19 protein-coding genes and 1 pseudogene are annotated in these 17,569 nt (G+C 67.8%); 15 read left to right on the plus strand and 5 right to left on the minus strand.

From position 1 onward, the window contains the following. The first annotated feature begins 223 nt into the window (after positions 1-223). The 4 genes and pseudogenes from U3649_RS04930 (at position 224) to U3649_RS04945 (ending at position 3,917) form a co-directional block, all read left to right on the plus strand. Complete coding sequence (locus tag U3649_RS04930) at positions 224-853, plus strand: transcriptional regulator (RefSeq protein WP_407353767.1); 630 nt, start codon at positions 224-226, stop codon at positions 851-853. Positions 854-893: 40 nt separating this feature from the next. Next, positions 894-1,817, plus strand: a complete 924-nt coding sequence (locus U3649_RS04935) for an ornithine cyclodeaminase family protein (protein ID WP_407353768.1) — start codon at positions 894-896, stop codon at positions 1,815-1,817. A gap of 309 nt (positions 1,818-2,126) precedes the next feature. Then, positions 2,127-2,471: pseudogene (locus U3649_RS04940) on the plus strand (Type 1 glutamine amidotransferase-like domain-containing protein); the annotation flags it as partial. A gap of 501 nt (positions 2,472-2,972) precedes the next feature. Beyond that, a complete protein-coding gene (locus U3649_RS04945) occupies positions 2,973-3,917 on the plus strand; it encodes an isoaspartyl peptidase/L-asparaginase family protein (protein ID WP_407354545.1) in 945 nt (314 codons plus the stop codon). A gap of 633 nt (positions 3,918-4,550) precedes the next feature. On the opposite strand, the gene U3649_RS04950 is transcribed toward U3649_RS04945, so the two are convergent. Then, on the minus strand, positions 4,551-5,189 hold the full coding sequence (locus tag U3649_RS04950; protein WP_407353769.1) for a hypothetical protein: 639 nt from the start codon (positions 5,187-5,189) through the stop codon (positions 4,551-4,553). Positions 5,190-5,245: 56 nt separating this feature from the next. Between U3649_RS04950 and U3649_RS04955 the strand changes: the two genes are divergently transcribed. After that, complete coding sequence (locus tag U3649_RS04955; RefSeq protein WP_407353770.1) at positions 5,246-5,848, plus strand: hypothetical protein; 603 nt, start codon at positions 5,246-5,248, stop codon at positions 5,846-5,848. A gap of 142 nt (positions 5,849-5,990) precedes the next feature. Here U3649_RS04955 and U3649_RS04960 read toward each other — a convergent pair whose 3' ends face one another. Then, positions 5,991-6,761: an SDR family oxidoreductase gene (locus tag U3649_RS04960; RefSeq protein ID WP_407353771.1), complete on the minus strand. Its 771-nt coding sequence runs from the start codon at positions 6,759-6,761 to the stop codon at positions 5,991-5,993. A 177-nt stretch (positions 6,762-6,938) separates the two neighbouring features. On the opposite strand from U3649_RS04960, the gene U3649_RS04965 reads away from it, so the two are divergent. The 3 genes from U3649_RS04965 to U3649_RS04975 all read left to right on the plus strand — a co-directional run bounded on the left by U3649_RS04965 (position 6,939) and on the right by U3649_RS04975 (position 8,896). Then, positions 6,939-7,328, plus strand: a complete 390-nt coding sequence (locus U3649_RS04965) for a DUF1801 domain-containing protein (protein WP_407353772.1) — start codon at positions 6,939-6,941, stop codon at positions 7,326-7,328. Positions 7,329-7,498: 170 nt separating this feature from the next. Then, positions 7,499-8,320 carry a hypothetical protein gene (locus U3649_RS04970; protein ID WP_407353773.1) on the plus strand — a complete coding sequence of 274 codons (822 nt, stop codon included), beginning with the start codon at positions 7,499-7,501 and terminating at the stop codon, positions 8,318-8,320. Between the two features lie 36 nt (positions 8,321-8,356). Next, positions 8,357-8,896: a hypothetical protein gene (locus U3649_RS04975; protein WP_407353774.1), complete on the plus strand. Its 540-nt coding sequence runs from the start codon at positions 8,357-8,359 to the stop codon at positions 8,894-8,896. Between the two features lie 176 nt (positions 8,897-9,072). On the opposite strand, the gene U3649_RS04980 is transcribed toward U3649_RS04975, so the two are convergent. From U3649_RS04980 to U3649_RS04990, 3 genes are all read right to left on the minus strand, one after another. Continuing rightward, complete coding sequence (locus tag U3649_RS04980; RefSeq protein ID WP_407353775.1) at positions 9,073-9,291, minus strand: hypothetical protein; 219 nt, start codon at positions 9,289-9,291, stop codon at positions 9,073-9,075. A gap of 91 nt (positions 9,292-9,382) precedes the next feature. Continuing rightward, positions 9,383-10,066 (minus strand): HAD family hydrolase, encoded by a 684-nt coding sequence (locus U3649_RS04985; protein ID WP_407353776.1) that lies wholly within the window; start codon positions 10,064-10,066, stop codon positions 9,383-9,385. A gap of 55 nt (positions 10,067-10,121) precedes the next feature. Continuing rightward, a complete protein-coding gene (locus U3649_RS04990; RefSeq protein WP_407353777.1) occupies positions 10,122-10,730 on the minus strand; it encodes a GNAT family N-acetyltransferase in 609 nt (202 codons plus the stop codon). Between the two features lie 38 nt (positions 10,731-10,768). Here U3649_RS04990 and U3649_RS04995 point away from each other — a divergent pair, with 38 nt between their 5' ends. The 7 genes from U3649_RS04995 to U3649_RS05025 all read left to right on the plus strand — a co-directional run bounded on the left by U3649_RS04995 (position 10,769) and on the right by U3649_RS05025 (position 17,568). After that, positions 10,769-10,996 carry a helix-turn-helix transcriptional regulator gene (locus tag U3649_RS04995; protein ID WP_407354685.1) on the plus strand — a complete coding sequence of 76 codons (228 nt, stop codon included), beginning with the start codon at positions 10,769-10,771 and terminating at the stop codon, positions 10,994-10,996. Next, entirely contained in the window at positions 10,933-11,253 is a 321-nt protein-coding gene (locus U3649_RS05000; RefSeq protein ID WP_407353778.1) for a helix-turn-helix domain-containing protein, read from the plus strand. Before U3649_RS04995 ends, U3649_RS05000 begins: the two co-directional genes overlap by 64 nt. Then, positions 11,250-11,648: a VOC family protein gene (locus U3649_RS05005; protein ID WP_407353779.1), complete on the plus strand. Its 399-nt coding sequence runs from the start codon at positions 11,250-11,252 to the stop codon at positions 11,646-11,648. Before U3649_RS05000 ends, U3649_RS05005 begins: the two co-directional genes overlap by 4 nt. A 285-nt stretch (positions 11,649-11,933) precedes the next feature. Then, a complete protein-coding gene (locus tag U3649_RS05010; protein WP_407353780.1) occupies positions 11,934-12,587 on the plus strand; it encodes a 2Fe-2S iron-sulfur cluster-binding protein in 654 nt (217 codons plus the stop codon). Further along, entirely contained in the window at positions 12,584-13,564 is a 981-nt protein-coding gene (locus U3649_RS05015) for an FAD binding domain-containing protein (protein ID WP_407353781.1), read from the plus strand. The genes U3649_RS05010 and U3649_RS05015 overlap by 4 nt, the downstream gene beginning before the upstream one ends. Continuing rightward, on the plus strand, positions 13,561-15,771 hold the full coding sequence (locus tag U3649_RS05020; protein ID WP_407353782.1) for a xanthine dehydrogenase family protein molybdopterin-binding subunit: 2,211 nt from the start codon (positions 13,561-13,563) through the stop codon (positions 15,769-15,771). The genes U3649_RS05015 and U3649_RS05020 overlap by 4 nt, the downstream gene beginning before the upstream one ends. A 6-nt stretch (positions 15,772-15,777) precedes the next feature. Further along, entirely contained in the window at positions 15,778-17,568 is a 1,791-nt protein-coding gene (locus U3649_RS05025) for an esterase/lipase family protein (protein WP_407353783.1), read from the plus strand. The last annotated feature ends 1 nt before the right edge of the window (position 17,569 follow it).

The following is a 17,569-nucleotide window of genomic DNA, read 5'->3' on the forward strand; positions in this document are numbered from 1 at the left end:
GCGATTTGCCATGTACCGGTACTTTCGATCGCATCACTCGTCTTTGACGACCAGTGCCGCCGGTACAACCTTCAGGCGCCTAGGCTGGGGCTTTGGACAGGCGAGGGACTCAGGCGTATCGCGCAAGGCTAAGGAGTGTCAAACAATCGCAACGCCAATGACATTGACATTGTGTCCAGAATCAAGACAAAATTGACAGAAGCATCGGAATGATGGAAGGCTCATGAAACGACGCACTCCCGAACAGAAATTGCTGCTTGGGCAGGTCAAGGAGATCGCGGACGGGCTCGCCAAAACGTTCGCGCCATTTTGCGAAGTGGTGGTGCATGATCTTTTGGATCCCGCGCACGCCGTGCTGGCGATCCACAACAACCTGTCAGGTCGTGAAGTCGGCGATCCCGCAACAGAGCTCGGTCTGGCCCGCATCATGGATCCGGAATTCGATCAGATCATCGCCAACTATCCGAACAGGTTTTCCGATGGACGTCAGGTCAAGAGCACGTCGATCGGCATCAAAGACTCAAATGGCCGCTATGTCGCGGCACTATGCATGAATATCGACTTGACGGTGTTCCAAGGATTCCAGGGGATGCTGAGCCAGTTCGTGTCCATCGGGACGAAACCGGCCGCGTCGGAAACGCTGGATCCGGTCGGGGCCGAGGCGATCCGATCGAGGATCGACCAGTTTGCCGCAAGTATGGCGACCACTGCGCGCGCACTCAAGGCAGAGGATCGCCGGATCCTGGTAAAGGAACTGAAGACCGCCGGGTTGCTGGACGTACGTCGCGCAATGAATGTCGTGGCTGCGCATCTTGGAGTTTCCAGGGCTTCGGTCTACAGCTATGCGAAGTGATGCGAGGCTACTGCTTCTAGACAAGGATACAGTAGACGCATTGCTCGACCCGGACGAAGTGCTGCAGGCCGTGCGTGAAGCCTTCGAACTGCATAGTTCACGCGAGGGCGTCACTTATCCCGTGATTCGAGAAACGCTGTCCACAGGTGGCATCTTCGGCATCAAGGCGGGCGAGGTGCCCAGTCAAACGCTGCTGGGCTTCAAGGCGGCAGGCTTCTGGCCCGGAAACCGACAACACGGTGGCGAACCCCATCAAGCCACCATCCTGCTGTTCGACCCGGAGACGGGTCGGCCGCATTGCGTCATCGACGGCAATGCAATAACGACAGTACGAACCGGTGCGGCGGGTGCATTGGGCCTCCAAGCCCTGGCCCGGCCTGGCAGCGAAGTTCTGACGGTGTTCGGAACCGGGGTGCAGGCACGCTCCCAGCTGAGTTTTGCTCTCCGCATGCTGCCCGGGATACGCTGCGTCCGCTACTTTTCAGTGGACCAAAAGCCTGATCAGGAGTTCGAATCCGGGTTCGCGATGAACTGCGATCTCCAGTGTGCCGCTGATCCGGATGACGCCGTGGCGCACAGTGACATCGTCATCACGGCGACTCCTGGCGGTGGGCCGCTGTTCAGCGCCGACGCTGTCGGACCCGGGACGCATATCAACTGCGTTGGCACCGACACTCGCGGAAAACGAGAGCTACCGCCTGGTTTGCTGGAGAGAGCGCGACTTTTCGTCGACGACAGGCAGCAGGCACTTCAGCTTGGTGAAGCTCAGTGGGCGTCTGGGCCGGTGGCTTGCGAGGAGCTGGGTGAACTGCTTGCCGGCACAACGGCAATGGCTCGCGAGCCTGCCGACATCACCGTGTTCGACATGACTGGGTTGGCAGTACAGGACATCGTTGTCTCGCGACTGGTTCACCAGAAGGCGGTCGTCGCTGGCATCGGTATCAGCATCAGCTGGCCCTGGTAAGGGCACGCGGTACTCGAAGCCCGATAGTTCCGTCGGCGCTGGCGGTTCATTTGATGGGGCGTAGAGATGAGTCCGCGTCGGCCGCGTACCGACTGGCACGGAAGTGGTTGTAGTTCGTCTTCATGAAGGGGAGGCCCGTATGGCGGGCCGGAGGATATGATGATGCGACGGCGTATTGGATTAACTATTCTGAGTACATTGCTGTTCTTCTTCGGGCACAGTTTCGTGCTCGCCTCGGACTATGCGCATTACGTTGTAGGTGATCCATCGTCTCAGGCGCCGGGAAAGGCAGCCCCGGGATTGCTTCTCATGGGGGGCAACGTTCGCAACCACGACGCGCTGCGTTGGTTTCTCGACAAGGCTGGTCGCGGCCACATCGTGGTGCTGCGTGCGACGCGGGCCGGGGAGATCGGCGAGCTGCTTCACGACGAGATCGGCGGGGTCGCGTCGGTCGAGACGTTCGTACTCTCGGATCGCGCGCAATCGGCGGATCCGAAGCTGCTAGCCAGCCTGCGCAAGGCGGACGGCATCTTCATCGCAGGCGGGCACCAGTCGCGCTACGTGCGTTTCTGGAGGGACACGCCGGTGGCCGAAGCACTGGATGCGCACGTGAAGGCGGGAAAGCCGCTGGCCGGCAACAGTGCGGGGATGGCCATTCTCGGCGAGTTCCTCTATGGCGCGATGGACGGCGGCAGTCAGATCAGCATGCGCGCGCTGTCCGATCCGCTCGGGCGTGAAAACACCATCGAAACAGGTTTCCTGCACATCGAATCCTTGGCCGGGGTGATCACCGACACCCATTTCCACGAGCGCGACCGTCTCGGCCGGCTGATCGCCCACGTCGCCAAGACAGAGACATTGCCCGGCGGGCGTCCGGTGCTTGGCCTCGGCGTGGACGAGGAGGCCGCGCTGGCAATCGGAGCCGATGGCGCTGCCCGCGTGTACGCCACTGTTCCGGGTGCAGGTGTGACCGTGGTTCGCGGGGGGTTCACCCAGAAGCAACAGGACCGCAAGGCGATGAACCTTGCGCGCGTCGAGACGATTGGTGTGGGCACGGACTCGGTGCTGTACTTGCCAGGCGGCCGTGTCGACCAGCCTAGCTTCGAGCGCAACTATGCTGTACGCGACGGCGTTCTGGTTGCGCTGAACACTCCGATGCTTGCGATCCATGGTGGTGCCGGCGTCGAGCGCGCCGGTCTCATGCCGGGGGAAGAGGCTGCAGCGCGCGAAGCGCTTGCCGCTGCGCTGCTCGCCGGCCATGCCCAGCTCGAGGCTGGAAAGCCCGCTCTCGAGGCGGTGACCGCGGCGATTGCGGTGCTAGAGGATGCGCCACATTTCAACGCAGCCCGTGGAGCTGTGTTCAACCACTTCGGCAGGAACGAACTCGATACTTCGATCATGGATGGCGCTACCAGCAGGGTCGGAGCGGCGGCAGGCGTGAGCCGCGTGAAGAATCCGATTCTGCTGGCGCGTACCATCATGGAGAAGTCGCGGTACGTGATGATGATTGGTGAAGGTGCCGATACCTTTGCGAAGGACCAGGGTCTCGAATTGGTCGAACCGTCGTACTTCCACACCGAAAAGCGCTGGCGAGCGTTGCAGAAAGCGATCAAGGCTGAAGCGGATGTCCAGGCGCGAAACGAGACGCTTGAGCTTCCAGGCAAGGCATACTTCGGCACTGTCGGCGCGGTCGCGCTCGACGCACAAGGCCATCTCGCCGCCGGCACATCGACAGGCGGCATGAACAACAAGCGCTACGGTCGTGTTGGTGACTCGCCGATCATTGGTGCCGGTACGTGGGCAGACGATCGTTGTGCGGTATCGAGCACTGGTTGGGGGGAGTACTACATTCGCGTCGGTGCCGCACATGAGATCTGTGCGCGCGTTCGCCTTGCTGGGGACAGCCTCGCTCACGCATCGGAAGATGTTATCAATCGCCGGATTCCAAAACTCGGCGGTAATGGCGGCGTAATCGCATTGGACGCCGCTGGGAACGTTGCGTTTCCGATCAATACCGAGGGCATGTATAGAGGCTGGATTGGCGAGGACGGTGTCCCGCATGTTGCCGTGTATGCAGATGAGCCATTGCCGAAGCCGTGAATCTTGTTTGGTCGGCAACTGTCAGCCTGCGTTGGGGCTGAATCCCATGCCGTACCAGCTCGTGACGGGAAGCCGAATAGTTGGATGAACGGCATGGAGAACAGCGTGCACCGGTCGACCGGGTTGCGGCGCGCCGCGGGAACTCGTCGCCGATGCCAGACCGGCTGCCGCGGGTGGATCGATCCGAAGGACGTGGGCGGTAGGCAGTATCTGGAACGACTCGGCCTTGAATACAGGGCCAGAACGGCCTGCTGAGAGGAAGCTGCCTATGTTGCCGCGAGCAAACCGGTGTGATGCCTGACGAAGAGCGGATGTCGGTAGTGTGGAAGCGTTCCGATACCTGGAGCTGATGGCACTTTGACCGACGCCCCTCGTTCGTGGAGAAGCGGCCAGGCTTGAGGTCCCGAGCGCCGATCACGCGCATCGCCGTCCCGATCACGCCTGTCGCGGGCTGGAAGCCGGTTCCCGCGAGCCGTTGTACGCCACAAGGGCGCGCGGCCCCGGGTGGGATTGCCGAGAAGCGTTGCAATCCATCGTCCCGGGCGCCCGCCCCGAGGGCATGGACGAGTTCCGCCCGGAGGGGCGATCGGGATCGCCATTCCCCGAATCGCGTGGCGCGCCGGCGGCCGGGGTTTACGGGGTTTCCGGGGGAGGAGCCGGATTGTGCGACTGCAGCCGTTGCCATTCTTCGCTGGCCTGTGCCTGCTCCCGCGCGATCTGCCCTGCCGTGCGGCAGACGCGCTGCACGCGATTGGTTCCCGTCTTTTTCTCGCGCGTGCAGACCATTCGCTCGTTTTCCGCATCCATCGCGATGGAGCGGATCCATTCGAGGTCGTTGGACAGCTCGGTGATCTCGGTCGGGTTCAGCTCGTCCAGCGTCCCGACATCGGCCAAGCGGTCGAATACCTTGTCCTGCCGCGCGATCACCTGGTCGCGCTTGGATGCGTCTATGGCATCCCACCCGCGCTCCTTGGCCAGGATGTCCTGCCTGATGTCCCGTTGCTGCTGGAGGATGCCCGCTGCGGATTGCGTATCGTCGTTGGCGAGGGCGGCCGGAGCGGCCACGAAACATGCCACGAGGAGCAGTCCCGTCCAGTTCCTTTTGAAGTTATGCATTGCGATCTCGCTGCCAGGCCGGGTCTCAATCTCAAAACTACCACTTGCGATCGCGCCTGCATATCCGCCGGGCTCCGGCCCCGCCAGCCGGCAGGGCGAAGTAATTGGATGGCCGATGCTGTTCGCTTCACGAATCTCGAAGGCGTCCGCCGCCATCATCGGCGTCCCTGGCCGCCGATGTCGTGAGGCGGCCGCAACGCACGAGGTCCTCCATGCTCGCCAGGAAATCGGTAGCTCTCGAACCCAGGTCCATCGCGAAGGCGGCCGCCATCGCCCTGGTCTCGGGCGGTTTGCTGGCTGCGTGCGCGCCTGCCGGCGACGACACGCAGGCCGCTGCCGAAGCACCGGCACCCGCCCCGGCACCGGCGGCCGTGGCGGACGCCACGCAGGAAGAGGCCGCGCCCACGCATGCCGCTGCGGGTGGCACGGTCGGCGGTGACGGGTCGGAGATCCAGCTCGATGCGCTGACCGAAAGCGACGTGGCGGGTGCGGGCCTTGGGGGCGAACTCGCGTGCAGTTTCTCCACCGGGGACGCGCAGACGATCCTGCAGGCCACGGGTGTGGTGGCGTCGGACGATCCAGCGCAGGGCATCGTGAAGGTCTCGGGCTACGTGGAGGCCGTTCGCGCACCTGGCGGCTTCGACGGCATGACGAAGAACCCCACGTTCACCGGACAGGGCAAGACGATCCACATCGTCGAGACCGGTACCGCGATCGGCGGGGGCGAGTCGCCGCCGCGCCCTGCGACGCTGACCTATCAGCGCGCCGATGGCGCGAGCCGCACGTTCGAGGGGCGTTGGCAGTGCGGGCCTTGAGTCCGGCGTCGCTGCACATCTAGAACGTCGAACGGCCCGCGACGGCAAGCCGCTGCCCGCAGTGCCCGTGGGAGCGACGGCAGTCGCGACGCCGGCTCGGTATTCGACCGCACGCCGCCAGCGTAGCGGATGCGTGCGACCCCTAGGTCCGGTTGATCGAAATCCCGCCGTCCACGCGCATCGCGCTGCCGGTGACGAAGCTGGCGGCGTCGGAGGCGAGGAACAGCGCCGCCTCGGCGATCTCCGCCGGGTCGGCGATGCGCTTGAGCGCGTGCATGCCTTCGACGAACGCGCGCGACTCCGGGTTCTCGGTGAAATCGCGCGCGCCCGGGGTGTCGGTGCCGCCGGGCAGCAGGGCGTTGACGCGTACGCCACGCGGGCCGGCCTCGGCGGCGAGCACCTGGGTCAGGCCGATCACGCCGGCCTTGGCCGCGGCGTAGGCGGCCATGCCGGGCATGCCGACGGTGTGGCCGACGAAGGTCGAGGTGAAGATGATCGAACCGCGGCCGGCGTCCAGCATCGCCGCCATCTGCCGCCGTGCGCCGAGGAACATGCCGGTCAGGTTGGTGTCGAGGGTGTCGCGCCAGTCCGCCAGCGTCATGTCGATGGTCGGGCCCGTCGCACCGGTGCTGCCGGCATTGTTGAAGGCGACATCGAGCCTGCCGAAGCGCGCCAGGGCGGTGTCCGCCAGGGTGTCGGCGTAGGCCTCGTCGCGCACGTCGCCGGCGCAGGCGATCGCCTCGCCGCCGGCCCGTTCGATCTCCTCGACCAGCTGTGCGAGCGCATCGCTGCGCCGGGCACCCATGACCAGCCGCGCCCCCTCGCGCGCGAACAGCAACGCCGCCGCGCGGCCGATGCCGGAACTTGCGCCGGTGATGATCGCCGTTCTTCCGGCCAGTGCCTGTCCTGCCATGTCTGCTTCTCCGGTGGGGATGCGGACAGTCTGCGGAGCGGGCGCGGGCGATGCTCGCCGGAATCGGCCATGGCACCCGGCCGGCGAGGTGCCGGTGCACGCGCGTTCAGTTGGCTCGGGTGCACGTGTGCATGTACAAAAGCCATCGTCTGCCGCCACGCGACCGGGAGGACCGACATGCATCCGGACACCGACCAGTACAACCGATCCCTGTCCCCCGCCGATCGCGAGATCTGCGATCTGCTGGCGCGCGAAATCGACCGCCACCTGCCCGAGGCGGAGAACCGGATCTGGCATGCGCATCCGGTGTGGTTCCTGGACGGCAACCCGGTGGTCGGCTACAGCAAGCTGAAGCACTGCGTGCGGCTCCTGTTCTGGAGCGGCCAGTCGTTCGAAGAGCGCGGGTTGGCCAAGGAGGGCAAGTTCAGGGCGGCCGAGGCGCGCTACACCGCGGTCGGGCAGGTCGATGTCGCGGACCTCGCGCGCTGGCTGGGCAAGGCGCGGGCGATCCAGTGGGACTACAAAAACATCGTCCGCCGCAAGGGGCGGCTGGAGCGGCTGAAGTAGCGCGGGCATCCACGTTGCGCCGCGTTGGTGCCGCGCGCGGGTGTGCACTTCAGGGCTTTTCGCGGTCCAGCGCCCGGCCAGACGGCTGCCGGCGACCATCCGTGACTTTCGGGAATGCCCGCGTCCGCGCTGGCGGCCGACAATGCACGCTGTGATCGAGGAGAAATGCGATGCGGCATTTGCTATCGGGCCTTCTGCTCGCCTGTAGCCTCGCCCCCGCCGGCATGGCGCTGGCGCAGTCCACGGCGGTGCCAGCGCGGGCCACTACCGCCTTCGTCGACGTCCACGTGGTGCCGATGGATCGCGAGCGCGTGCTGGCCGGCCAGACCGTGCTGGTGGAAGACGGCGCCATCGTCGCGATCGGTCCCGCGCTGCCGGTGCCGGACGGCGCGCGGGTGGTCGACGGCGGCGGCGAGGCCTGGTTGCTGCCGGGCCTTGCCGACATGCACAACCACCTCGACAGCCGTCAGGACCTGACGGTGCTGCTCGGGCTGGGCGTGACCACCACGCTGCACATGGGCGAGGCCCGCAACAGCTTCGTCGGGCGGATGCGTGCGGCGGTGGCGAACGGAGAGCAGGCCGGGCCGCGCGCCTTCGCGGCGCTGGCGGTGGACGGCTCGCCGCGCTACGGCCACCTGGTGGTGGCCGATGCCGACGACGCGCGCGCCACGGTGCGCATGGCGAAGGCCAACGGCTACGATTTCCTCAAGGTCTACAACAATCTATCGCCCGAGGCCTTCGCGGCGCTGATGGATGCGGCGGACGCGGCCGGCGTCCCCGTGGTCGGCCACGGCGTGTCCGCGGTGGGGCTGCGCCGGCAGATTGAGGCGGGGCAGGCGATGGTGGCGCATGCGGAGGAATTTTTTTACACGTTCTTTGCGCCATCTCCGGAAGGCGATCCGAACGCCGCGCCCGATCCGGAGCAGATCGCGGAGGCCGTCGGCTTGCTGCGCCGGCACGGCACCCCGGTGGTGGCGGACCTGGCCACCTAACAGGCGATCGCGGCGCAGTGGGGGCGACCGGAGGTGGTGGATGGCTACCTGCGCAGCCCGGAAGCGCGCTACTTGCCACCCGCGTTCCGCGTGTCGTGGCTGGCACAAGGCTACGCGCGGCGCGAGGGCAGCCTGGACCGGCGGGTGGCGTTCCTGTCGCGGTTCGTGCGCGCGATGAACGATGCCGGCGTGCCGCTGCTCTCGGGCACCGATGCGCAGGACATTCCGGGGTTGGTGGCAGGCTTCGCGCTGCACCGCAACCTCGAGGCGCTGGCCGGGGCGGGCCTGAGCCGCTACGACGCGCTCGCCACCGCCACCCGCGTGCCGGGAGAATTCATCCGCCGCCACCGGCCGGACCTGCCGCCGTTCGGGATCGTGGCCGAGGGCGCCCGGGCCGACCTGCTGCTGGTCGCGGCCAACCCGCTCGACGACCTGGCTCCGCTGTCCCGGCCCATGGGCGTGATGGCCGACGGCCGCTGGTATCCGGCCGACGATCTTGCCGAGCGCATGGAGCAGGTCCGCCACGGCTACGAGGTGGCTGCGCGCTCGGCGCTGGAGGCGAGCGCGCAGCCGTGAACCAGGGACGCCGCGTTTCCGGCAGCCGCTCGACCCGGGTGCGCGATCGGGGCGGATGACGGTCGAGTTCCGGGCGCGGGCTGGATCACCGGGGCGGGCGGCGGTTGCGCCGAGGCGTGCGGCGCTCCGACGAACAGATCCGGGCCGAGCACGCGCGTGGCCGCGCCGCTGCGGATTCAGGACTCCCCGAACCCGCGGCTCGAATGCGCGGGCGGGCGCGGTGCCGGCGCCTCCTCGATCGCCGCACCGGCCAGCACCGGATCACCGTGCGGCGGCGTGCGTCCGCCGTCATCCTCTTGTACCGCCGGCGGGGCGGTTTCAGCCTGACGCCGTTGCCATGCCCGATATGCGAGATAGCCGATCGCGCCCAAAGCGAACGTCCTCAGAACGCCCATGGGGATCTCCTTCGTGTCTGGAACGGCGCTCAGGATGGGCGGGCGGCGGTGATCCCGCCGTGACTTCCGCGGCCTTCGCAGCGCCGAAGGCCTATCCCCGCGCCGCCACTTCGTCCACGTGCCGCAGCAGGTCGGCGGGATCTTCGTAGACGCGGAACGCGCCCGAGCGCTCCAGCTCCTCCAGCCCGTAGCCGCCCGACAGCAGGCCGACGCCGAGCGCGCGGGCGCGCTGGGCGGCGAGCATGTCCCAGACGCTGTCGCCGACCACCAGCGAGTGGCCGATGTCCACGCCGAGGCGTTCGGCGGCGGCGATGAACAGGTCCGGATCGGGCTTGGCGTGGCGGACCTGGTCGCGGGTGACGACGGGCACCTTGCCCGGATCGACGCCGAGTGCCTCCAGGTTGGCGGCGGCGGTGGCCATGCGGCCGCTGGTGGCGATGGCCCAGGGAATGCCGCCGTCCTGCAGGTAGGCGAGCAGCTCGCGCGCGCCGGGCAGCGGGCGGATGGCGCCCTGCGCGGCCTGACGGTTGAACGCGTCGGCATGGCGCTCGCGCAGCCGCACCAGGCGCGCTTCGGTGATGTCCAGGCCGGTCTCGCGCAGCAGGATGTTGGTGAACAGGCCGCCGCTCATGCCGATCTTGCGGTGGATGCGCCAGACCGCCAGTTCCACGCCTTCCGCGTCCAGCGCCTCCTTCCAGGCGAGCACGTGCTGGTAGACGCTGTCGACCAGGGTGCCGTCGAGGTCGAACAGGAAGGCGGTGGAGGAACGGGACATGGACCTAGTAAAACACGTGCGTGCATGGTCCGGCATCGCCGTGCTCCGATCCGCGTCACGCGCCCCGGCGCATCGCATCCCCAGGCATCGTCTCGTCGCCATGGGTCGCAGCTTCCGACACGAAGTACAGGACCACCCTCCCGTCCCCGGCGGACAAGGACGAGGCGTGTTTCAGGCCCGCCTTCAGCAGAACGCGCCGCGAAGGCAGGTTTTCGGGATAGACGGTGGCAATGACGCGGGACAGCCCGACCACCCCATGGGCGTAGGCCAGCATCGCCCGTGCCGCCTCCGTGGCGTATCCGCGCCCCCAACTCGATCGACCGAAGGCGTACTTGAGCTCCGCCTCGGGCTGGTTGTCCGGATGGACCAGTCCGCAGAACCCGACCACCCGGTTGCTTTCATGCTCGACGATTGCCGACATCCCGTAGCCGCGGCTGCGGTAGTTTCCCGCGGTCACTTCGACCCATCTCTTGCAGTCCTCGCGGGTCAGCGGCTGCCCGTCGCCGACCCAGCGCATCGCGTCAGCGTCACCGTAGACCTCATGCAATGCCGGCACGTCGCTCGCCAGAAGGTGGTGCCCGATCAGACGCTTCGTGTTGAATATGACTGGTCCCATCTGCGGCACAGGTTTCCCGGTTTCCTTGGCGCCCGCGAGGGGCAGCATCCGCTTTTTCTGCGCCGGCGTACAATCGCGCCCGGACCATGATCTCACCTCGACAACACCGGGCCCTGTGCCGCGCGCGCCGCCGGCTGCAGGACACCGATCCCCGCGCCGGGACGGTGGCGGACATCGCCGCCGAGGCCGGCCTTTCCCAGTACCAGTTCATCCGCCGCTTCGCCGCCGTCTTCGGGAGACGCCGCACCAGTTGCGGCAGCGGCACCGGCTGGAGCGGGCCCGGGAGATGTTGCTGCTCGGCAGGCGACGGGTGACCGACATCTGCCTGGAGGTCGGCTTCTCCAGCCTGGGCAGTTTCAGCAGCTTGTTCAGCCGGCGGTTCGGCGTATCCCCGTCGCAGTTCCGACGGCGCGCATCCGGCAGCGACCCGGCGCAGCACCAGCCGGGATGCCTGGCCCTGATGGCGCGAGCATGGGCAGGATGGGCAGGCGCGGTAGCAATTTCGGAGAAGCCGGGTGGGGCGCGGCCTTGCGACAATCAGCCGCAACTCCAGCAGCGGAACATCCGATGAGAATCAAGCTGACCAGCGTGCTCGTGGACGACCAGGACAAGGCGTTGGATTTCTACACCAGGGTGCTCGGGTTCGTCCCGAGCGAAGACATCCCGGTGGGAGCGTTCCGGTGGATCACGGTGCGATCGCCCGAGGGCGGCGATGCCGAGGTGACCCTGGAACCGAATGCCAACCCCGTCGGCAAGGCCTATCAGGAAGGGTTGTTCGAGCAACGCATCCCGATCACGGCCTTCGAAGTGGACGACGTGCGCGCCGAGCATGACCGGCTGCGCCAGCTGGGCGTGCAGTTCACGACGCCGCCGACCGAAGCCGGGCCGGTGACGCTCGCGGTGTTCGCCGATACCTGCGGCAACCTCATCCAGATCTACCAGCCGCCGTCCGACCGGGCCGGGTGACGCCATCGCGGATCCGTCGGGTGGGGCGCGCTCCACCATGGGGCAGGTCGTCCCAGGCAGCTGGGACAACCTGAGCGGAGCCCCAAGTTGCGAGAGATTGCGGGGATTGTCGGCAAGTTGCGGACGCTTCTCGACATGCTGGCGAATCGCAATTGACTGGGCCGGAGAAGCGGGACCAACTAACGCCAGTGCCATCGTCGCGCGGTGCGGTTCCGTGCCGCGACTGGGGGAGCGTCCGGCAGGGCGCGGTCGAGGCACGGCATACCCGCCACGAGAGGCAAGCCCATGAGCCAGCCCGTTCCTCCCGACGCCGCTCCGCCCACCGCTCGCGCGCCCGCAGGGACGGCCGATCCGCCGGAGAGTTCGCGTCGCGATTTCCTCATCGCAGGATCGGCGGTGGCGGGCACGGCAGTCCTCCCGCTGCCCATGCTCTCCGCGCAATCCGGCGAACGGGCATCGCCGCAGGCGCCGTCCACCACGATCGCCCTGACCGTCAACGGCAAGGCGCACGAGCTGGACGTGGACAACCGGCAATCGCTGCTCGACGTCCTGCGCGAGTCCCTGCAGCTGACGGGCACGAAGAAGGGATGCAACCAGGGCGCCTGTGGCGCCTGCACGGTCATCGTGGACAACCGGCGCATCGTCTCGTGCCTGGCGCCCGCGGTGCTGTACGACGGCGCGTCCGTAACCACCATCGAGGGCCTGGCCCGCGGCGACGAACTCCATCCGCTGCAGGCGGCCTTCATCGAGCATGAAGGCTTCCAGTGCGGCTACTGCACGTCGGGCCAGATCATGTCCGGCGTCGCCTGCATCGAAGAGGGCCATGCGGGTTCCCACCGCGACATCAAGTACTGGATGAGCGGGAACATCTGCCGCTGCGGCGCCTATCCCGGCATCACGGCGGCCATCGCGGAAGTCGCAAAGGGAGGGCTGCCATGATTCCCTTCGAGCTTCGCCGCGCATCCACCGTCGAACAGGCGCTCGCCGCGACGAGGGGCGGTGCGCGCTATATCGCGGGAGGGACGACGCTCTACGACCTCATGCGCGAAGAGGTCGAACAGCCGCGGAATCTCGTCGACATCAACGCCTTGCCGCTCGACCACATCCGCATCGAAGGGGAAGCGCTGGCCATCGGCGGACTCGCGCGGATGTCGGACGTGGCCGCCAACGGCGAGGTCCGCCGCGCACACCCGCTGCTTTCGGAAACCCTGGTCGAAGGCGCATCGCCGCAGCTGCGCAACATGGCTTCCATCGGCGGCAACCTGCTGCAACGCGTGCGCTGCCCGTACTTCCGGATGCTCGATGCCGGCTGCAACAAGCGCCTGCCCGGATCGGGGTGCTCGGCGCTGGCGGGCCTGAACGCCGGTCATGCCGTGCTGGGGGCGAGCGAACATTGCGCGGCCACGCACCCTTCCGATCTCGCGGTCTCGCTGGTCGCCATGGATGCCACCCTGCGGGTGCAGGGGCCCGCCGGCGAACGCAGTTTCCCGGTCGAGGACCTGTTCCGGCTGCCGGGCGCGACGCCCCACCTGGAACACACGCTGCTTCCGGGGGAACTGATCTTGGAGGTCCGCGTTCCGCTGGGTCCGCACGCCCGAAGGGCCCGCTATCTCAAGGTGCGCGACCGCGCCTCCTACGAGTTCGCCCTGGTGGCTGCGGCCGCCGCGCTCGACATCCAGGACGGCACCATCCGGGATGCGCGCCTGGCCTGCGGCGGCGTGGGGACGCGCCCGTGGCGCATGCGGGAGGTGGAGAAACTCCTGGTCGGCCAGGCGCCCGGCCGCGCCCTGTTCGAACGCGCGGGCGAAGCGTCCACCGCCGGCGCACGTGCGTTGACCAACAACGCCTACAAGATTCCGCTGCTCGCCAGGACAGTGGCGCGCGCATTCGAAATGGCCCACGAGGTCCCGGCATGAACGCCCTGATCGGAAAGAGCGAGCGGCGAGTCGACGGCCGCGACAAGGTGACGGGGAGGGCGCAATACGCCGGCGACTTCCACCTGCCGGGCCAGCTCCACGGCGTCATCGTCAACGCCACCATCGGCCTGGGCAGGATCCGGTCGATCGACGCCTCCGCCGTCGAAACGATGCCGGGCGTGGTGGCGGTCATCAGTCACCTCAATGCCCCCAGGCTCGCCTACAAGCCGCACAAGACGTTCATCGATCCGGCCGTGGGCGAGCGCCTGCACGTCCTGCAGGACGACAGGATCCACTTCTATGGGCAGCCGGTGGCCGTGGTGGTCGCCCGTTCCCTGGACCAGGCCGAGCGCGCAGCCAGGGCATTGAACATCCGGTACGACCGCCGGCAGCCGAAGGTCGACTTGCGCGACCCGTCGCTGCCGGTGGTGCTGCCCGAGGCGATGGGCGAGGAGGCCGACAAATCGCGCGGCGACCTGGAGCAGGCCGTCCCCGGCGCGGTCACGGTGGACGAACGCTACGAGATCGCGCGCGAGAACCACACCCCCATCGAGCTGCATGCGACGCTTGCCGCCTGGACGGGCGACAGGCTCACGCTGTGGAGCAAGAGTCAGTTCGTCGTCAACGAGCAGGCGGAGATCGCGGCGATCTTCGGCATCGATCCGGCCAACGTGCAGGTGATCAGCCCGTACGTGGGCGGGGCATTCGGGACGACCTTGAGGACCTGGCCGCACGTCACGCTGGCGGCGCTGGCGGCCAGGATGACGGGCCAGCCGGTCAAGCTGACGTTGTCCCGCAAGCAGACGTTCTACACCACCGGGCACCGGCCGTTCACGACCCAGCGCGTGCGCCTCGGCGCCACGCCGGACGGCCGCCTGACGCACGTCGAGCACGAGGGAACGGGCGAGACCAGCCGCTACGAGCAGTTCGCCGAAGCCCTGGTCTCGGCGACCAGCTACCTGTATTCCTGCCCCAACCTGCGGGTGCGGTATCGCCTGCAGCCATGCGATACCTCCACGCCGACCTACATGCGCGGCCCCGGCGAGGCCAGCGGCATCTTCGCGATCGAGTGCGCCATGGACGAGCTGGCCTACAAGCTGGAGATGGACCCGGTCGAGTTGCGCCGCCTCAACGAGCCGAAGCTCGACGAGGGCAGCGGACTGCCGTTCTCCAGCCGCTCGCTGTTGCAGTGCCATGACGTCGGCGCCCGAAGCTTCGGCTGGGCCAGGCGCTCGCCCGTGCCCGGCTCGATGAAGGACGGGCGGCTGCTGGTCGGCTGGGGGATGGCCTCTGGCACCTATCCGGTGTGGTTCGCTCCGGCCAGTGCGCGGGCGCGGATCACGCCGGCGGGCGAGTTCGAAGTGGAAGCGGCCGCCAGCGACATGGGGCCGGGCACGTACACCTCCATCACGCAGGTCGCAGCCGAAGCACTGGGCGTGCCGATGTCGGCGGTGAAGTTCCGGCTGGGCCGGTCCGATTTTCCGCCGACGCCTCCGCACGGGGGATCGATGACGATGGCCTCGGTGGGGTCCGGCGTCCGTGCCGCGTGCCAGGCGCTGCGGGCCGAGCTGCTCGCGCTGGCCGCCTCCAGCGCCGCCTCGCCGTTCGCGGGCGCCTCGCCCGGGGATCTCCACTGGGACGCGGGCGCGCTGATGCGTCGCGGCGCCAGCGAGCGGCTCGGCTACGCCCGGCTCGCCGCGCTGGGCCCCCCGGGCCTGATGGCCACGGCGACGGGAGGACGCAGCGAGGAAGCCGGCAAATACTCCATGCACGCCTTCGGCGCGGTCTTCGTGGAAGTGGCGATCGACCCGGACGTCTACACCATGCACGTTCGGCGGATGGTCGGCGCCTACGGCGCGGGCCGGATCGTCAATCCCCGACTGGCGACCAGCCAGTGCATCGGCGGCATGGTCGGCGGCATCGGCATGGCCGTCATGGAGTCCACGGTGCTCGACAAGCGCGATGGGCGCCCCGTCAACGCGCACATGGCGGATTATCTGGTGCCGGTGAACCTGGATATCGGCGACATCCAGGTGCATTTCATCGATGAAGAGGACCCCTACGTCAACCCGCTTGGAGTCAAGGGACTGGGTGAGATTTCCCTGGTGGGCGTGGCGCCGGCGATCGCCAACGCGATCTATCATGCGACCGGAAAACGCGTGCGGCACCTGCCGATCCGCATCGAGAACCTGCTGCACGGCGCATGATCCGCGGTGCCTTCCGAAGTGAGGCCTCCGTGCAAAGAACGCATCCTGCTTGCGGCATGCACGCTCGCGGCCGTCCTCGGCCTGGCGGGCTGCGGCACGACGCGCGAGGCGATGTCGGGCCGGGTGTCCGCTTCCCGGGATGCGAGCGAGGAGGCAGCGTCTTCCCTCGAGAAGGCGATTGCGGCATCCCGTCGCGCCGGCGCATTGCCGGGCCGCACAGCGCTGTCCGCTTGGATCGAGTGCGCGGTGACGGCGCATGCGGCGATGGCGGATGCCGACGATGGGCAGGCGCCGGCAGCGGCAGCACTGGCGACCCGGTGCAGTGAAAGCTTCCTGACGCAGGCGCTCCGCTTCCGGGATGCGTGGAGCGAGGGCGAACAGGCCGTCGAGGGCACGGGCATCTTTCTCGAACTGCGCAACGCATCGCCCAACCTCGGCGCCACGCTCCGGATCGTGCCGGCCAATGACGTGTCCATGTCGAGGTTCGGGGGCCGGCGCCACTCGAAGCCGGGTTTTGGCGTGCCCGTGGCCTTGATCTCGCCCCGTTGCACCCACGCGCCGGCCTGCAGGTTGCTGCCGCCGTCGGGTGTTTTCAGGTCCGCCACGGCCTGGATCCAGGCGGGACCGGGCGGAGGGCCTCCGCATCTGGTGCTGGCGCATCCGGTGCGCAGCGGTTCGATACGGACAGGCGCCAGGACGTGGGTCCTGGCGATGGACACCTCGGCGTTCTACGCCGCCGGCCTGCGGGATTCGCCGATTCGACGACTTTCGATCTGGGGACTGCTGGGCGGGCAGGAACTGGGCAGACGGGCGGGCGTGTACCTGCTGGAGGACTACGATCCCCAGAAGCGTCCGCTGGTCATGGTCCACGGACTGGGGAGCAGCCCGCTCACGTGGGCGAGCCTGTCCAATGCCGTCTGGGCGGATCCTGAGCTGAGGAACCGCTATCAGGTCTGGCAGCTGGTGTACCCGACGAATGACCCCGTGCTCGTTGCCCGGCTGCGCGTGCAGGATCACCTCGATGCCGCCTGGGCGGTCCTGGACCCCGCAGGCGACGATGCCGCGCGACGCGGCATGGTGCTCGTCGGCCACAGCATGGGCGGCGTCGTGGCGCGGCTGTTGACGGTCGATTCGGGCGACGCGCTGTGGCGAACGGCATTTCTGCGGCCTCCCGCGGAACTGGTGGGCGACGGCGAAGACCTGGCAGCGCTGGAGCGCATGTTCCGGTTCCGGCCGTATCCGGGCGTACGGCGCGCGACCTTCCTGGCGGCGCCTCATCGAGGCAGTCCTGCGGCCGAGTCGCTCGCGGGGCGGTTGGCCCATCGGCTCGTGGGACGCCGCACGCCGGAGATCAGGGCGCTTCGGCGCATCGCCCGGCAGAATGCCGCCGCGGTGCCGGAGGCGCTTCGAAAGACGTACCTGCGGGGCAGCATCAACAGCATCAGCACGCTACGCGGTTCGCAGCCGGTGATGCGCGTGGCACGCTCGTTGCCGCCGGCGCCGGGCATCCCCTACCACAGCATCGCCGGCCACCTTCCCGGAACGGTACCACCGAGCGACGGGGTGGTACCGGTCCACAGCGCATTGCTGGAAGGCTCGGCATCCATGCTGGTCGTGCCGTCGAGGCACAACGTGCACGAGCACGACCTGGCCATCGCCGAGGTCGTCAGGATCCTGCACGAAGACAGGGAAGCATCGATAAGGGCGCCCGGGCGTGCGCACGCCGATGGCCCGCAAGCAGCACGCCTTCAGCCGGAAGAAGGAAGTACGCCTGCCACCCTCAGGCGGCAGCTCTAGT

It is taken from the genome of Luteimonas sp. R10 (assembly GCF_045689605.1).
GTDB lineage: Bacteria > Pseudomonadota > Gammaproteobacteria > Xanthomonadales > Xanthomonadaceae > Luteimonas.

Coding starts and splice junctions, on each gene's coding strand:
- U3649_RS04995 (WP_407354685.1), top strand. CDS start 10,769: ATGATCTCACCTCGACAACACCGGGCCCTGTGCCGCGCGCGCCGCCGG.
- U3649_RS04990 (WP_407353777.1), bottom strand. CDS start 10,730: ATGCTGCCCCTCGCGGGCGCCAAGGAAACCGGGAAACCTGTGCCGCAG.
- U3649_RS04985 (WP_407353776.1), bottom strand. CDS start 10,066: ATGTCCCGTTCCTCCACCGCCTTCCTGTTCGACCTCGACGGCACCCTG.
- U3649_RS04970 (WP_407353773.1), top strand. CDS start 7,499: ATGCGGCATTTGCTATCGGGCCTTCTGCTCGCCTGTAGCCTCGCCCCC.
- U3649_RS04980 (WP_407353775.1), bottom strand. CDS start 9,291: ATGGGCGTTCTGAGGACGTTCGCTTTGGGCGCGATCGGCTATCTCGCA.
- U3649_RS04950 (WP_407353769.1), bottom strand. CDS start 5,189: ATGGCGGCGGACGCCTTCGAGATTCGTGAAGCGAACAGCATCGGCCAT.
- U3649_RS05020 (WP_407353782.1), top strand. CDS start 13,561: ATGAACGCCCTGATCGGAAAGAGCGAGCGGCGAGTCGACGGCCGCGAC.
- U3649_RS04945 (WP_407354545.1), top strand. CDS start 2,973: ATGCTTGCGATCCATGGTGGTGCCGGCGTCGAGCGCGCCGGTCTCATG.
- U3649_RS05015 (WP_407353781.1), top strand. CDS start 12,584: ATGATTCCCTTCGAGCTTCGCCGCGCATCCACCGTCGAACAGGCGCTC.
- U3649_RS04965 (WP_407353772.1), top strand. CDS start 6,939: ATGCATCCGGACACCGACCAGTACAACCGATCCCTGTCCCCCGCCGAT.
- U3649_RS04955 (WP_407353770.1), top strand. CDS start 5,246: ATGCTCGCCAGGAAATCGGTAGCTCTCGAACCCAGGTCCATCGCGAAG.
- U3649_RS04960 (WP_407353771.1), bottom strand. CDS start 6,761: ATGGCAGGACAGGCACTGGCCGGAAGAACGGCGATCATCACCGGCGCA.
- U3649_RS05005 (WP_407353779.1), top strand. CDS start 11,250: ATGAGAATCAAGCTGACCAGCGTGCTCGTGGACGACCAGGACAAGGCG.
- U3649_RS04930 (WP_407353767.1), top strand. CDS start 224: ATGAAACGACGCACTCCCGAACAGAAATTGCTGCTTGGGCAGGTCAAG.
- U3649_RS05010 (WP_407353780.1), top strand. CDS start 11,934: ATGAGCCAGCCCGTTCCTCCCGACGCCGCTCCGCCCACCGCTCGCGCG.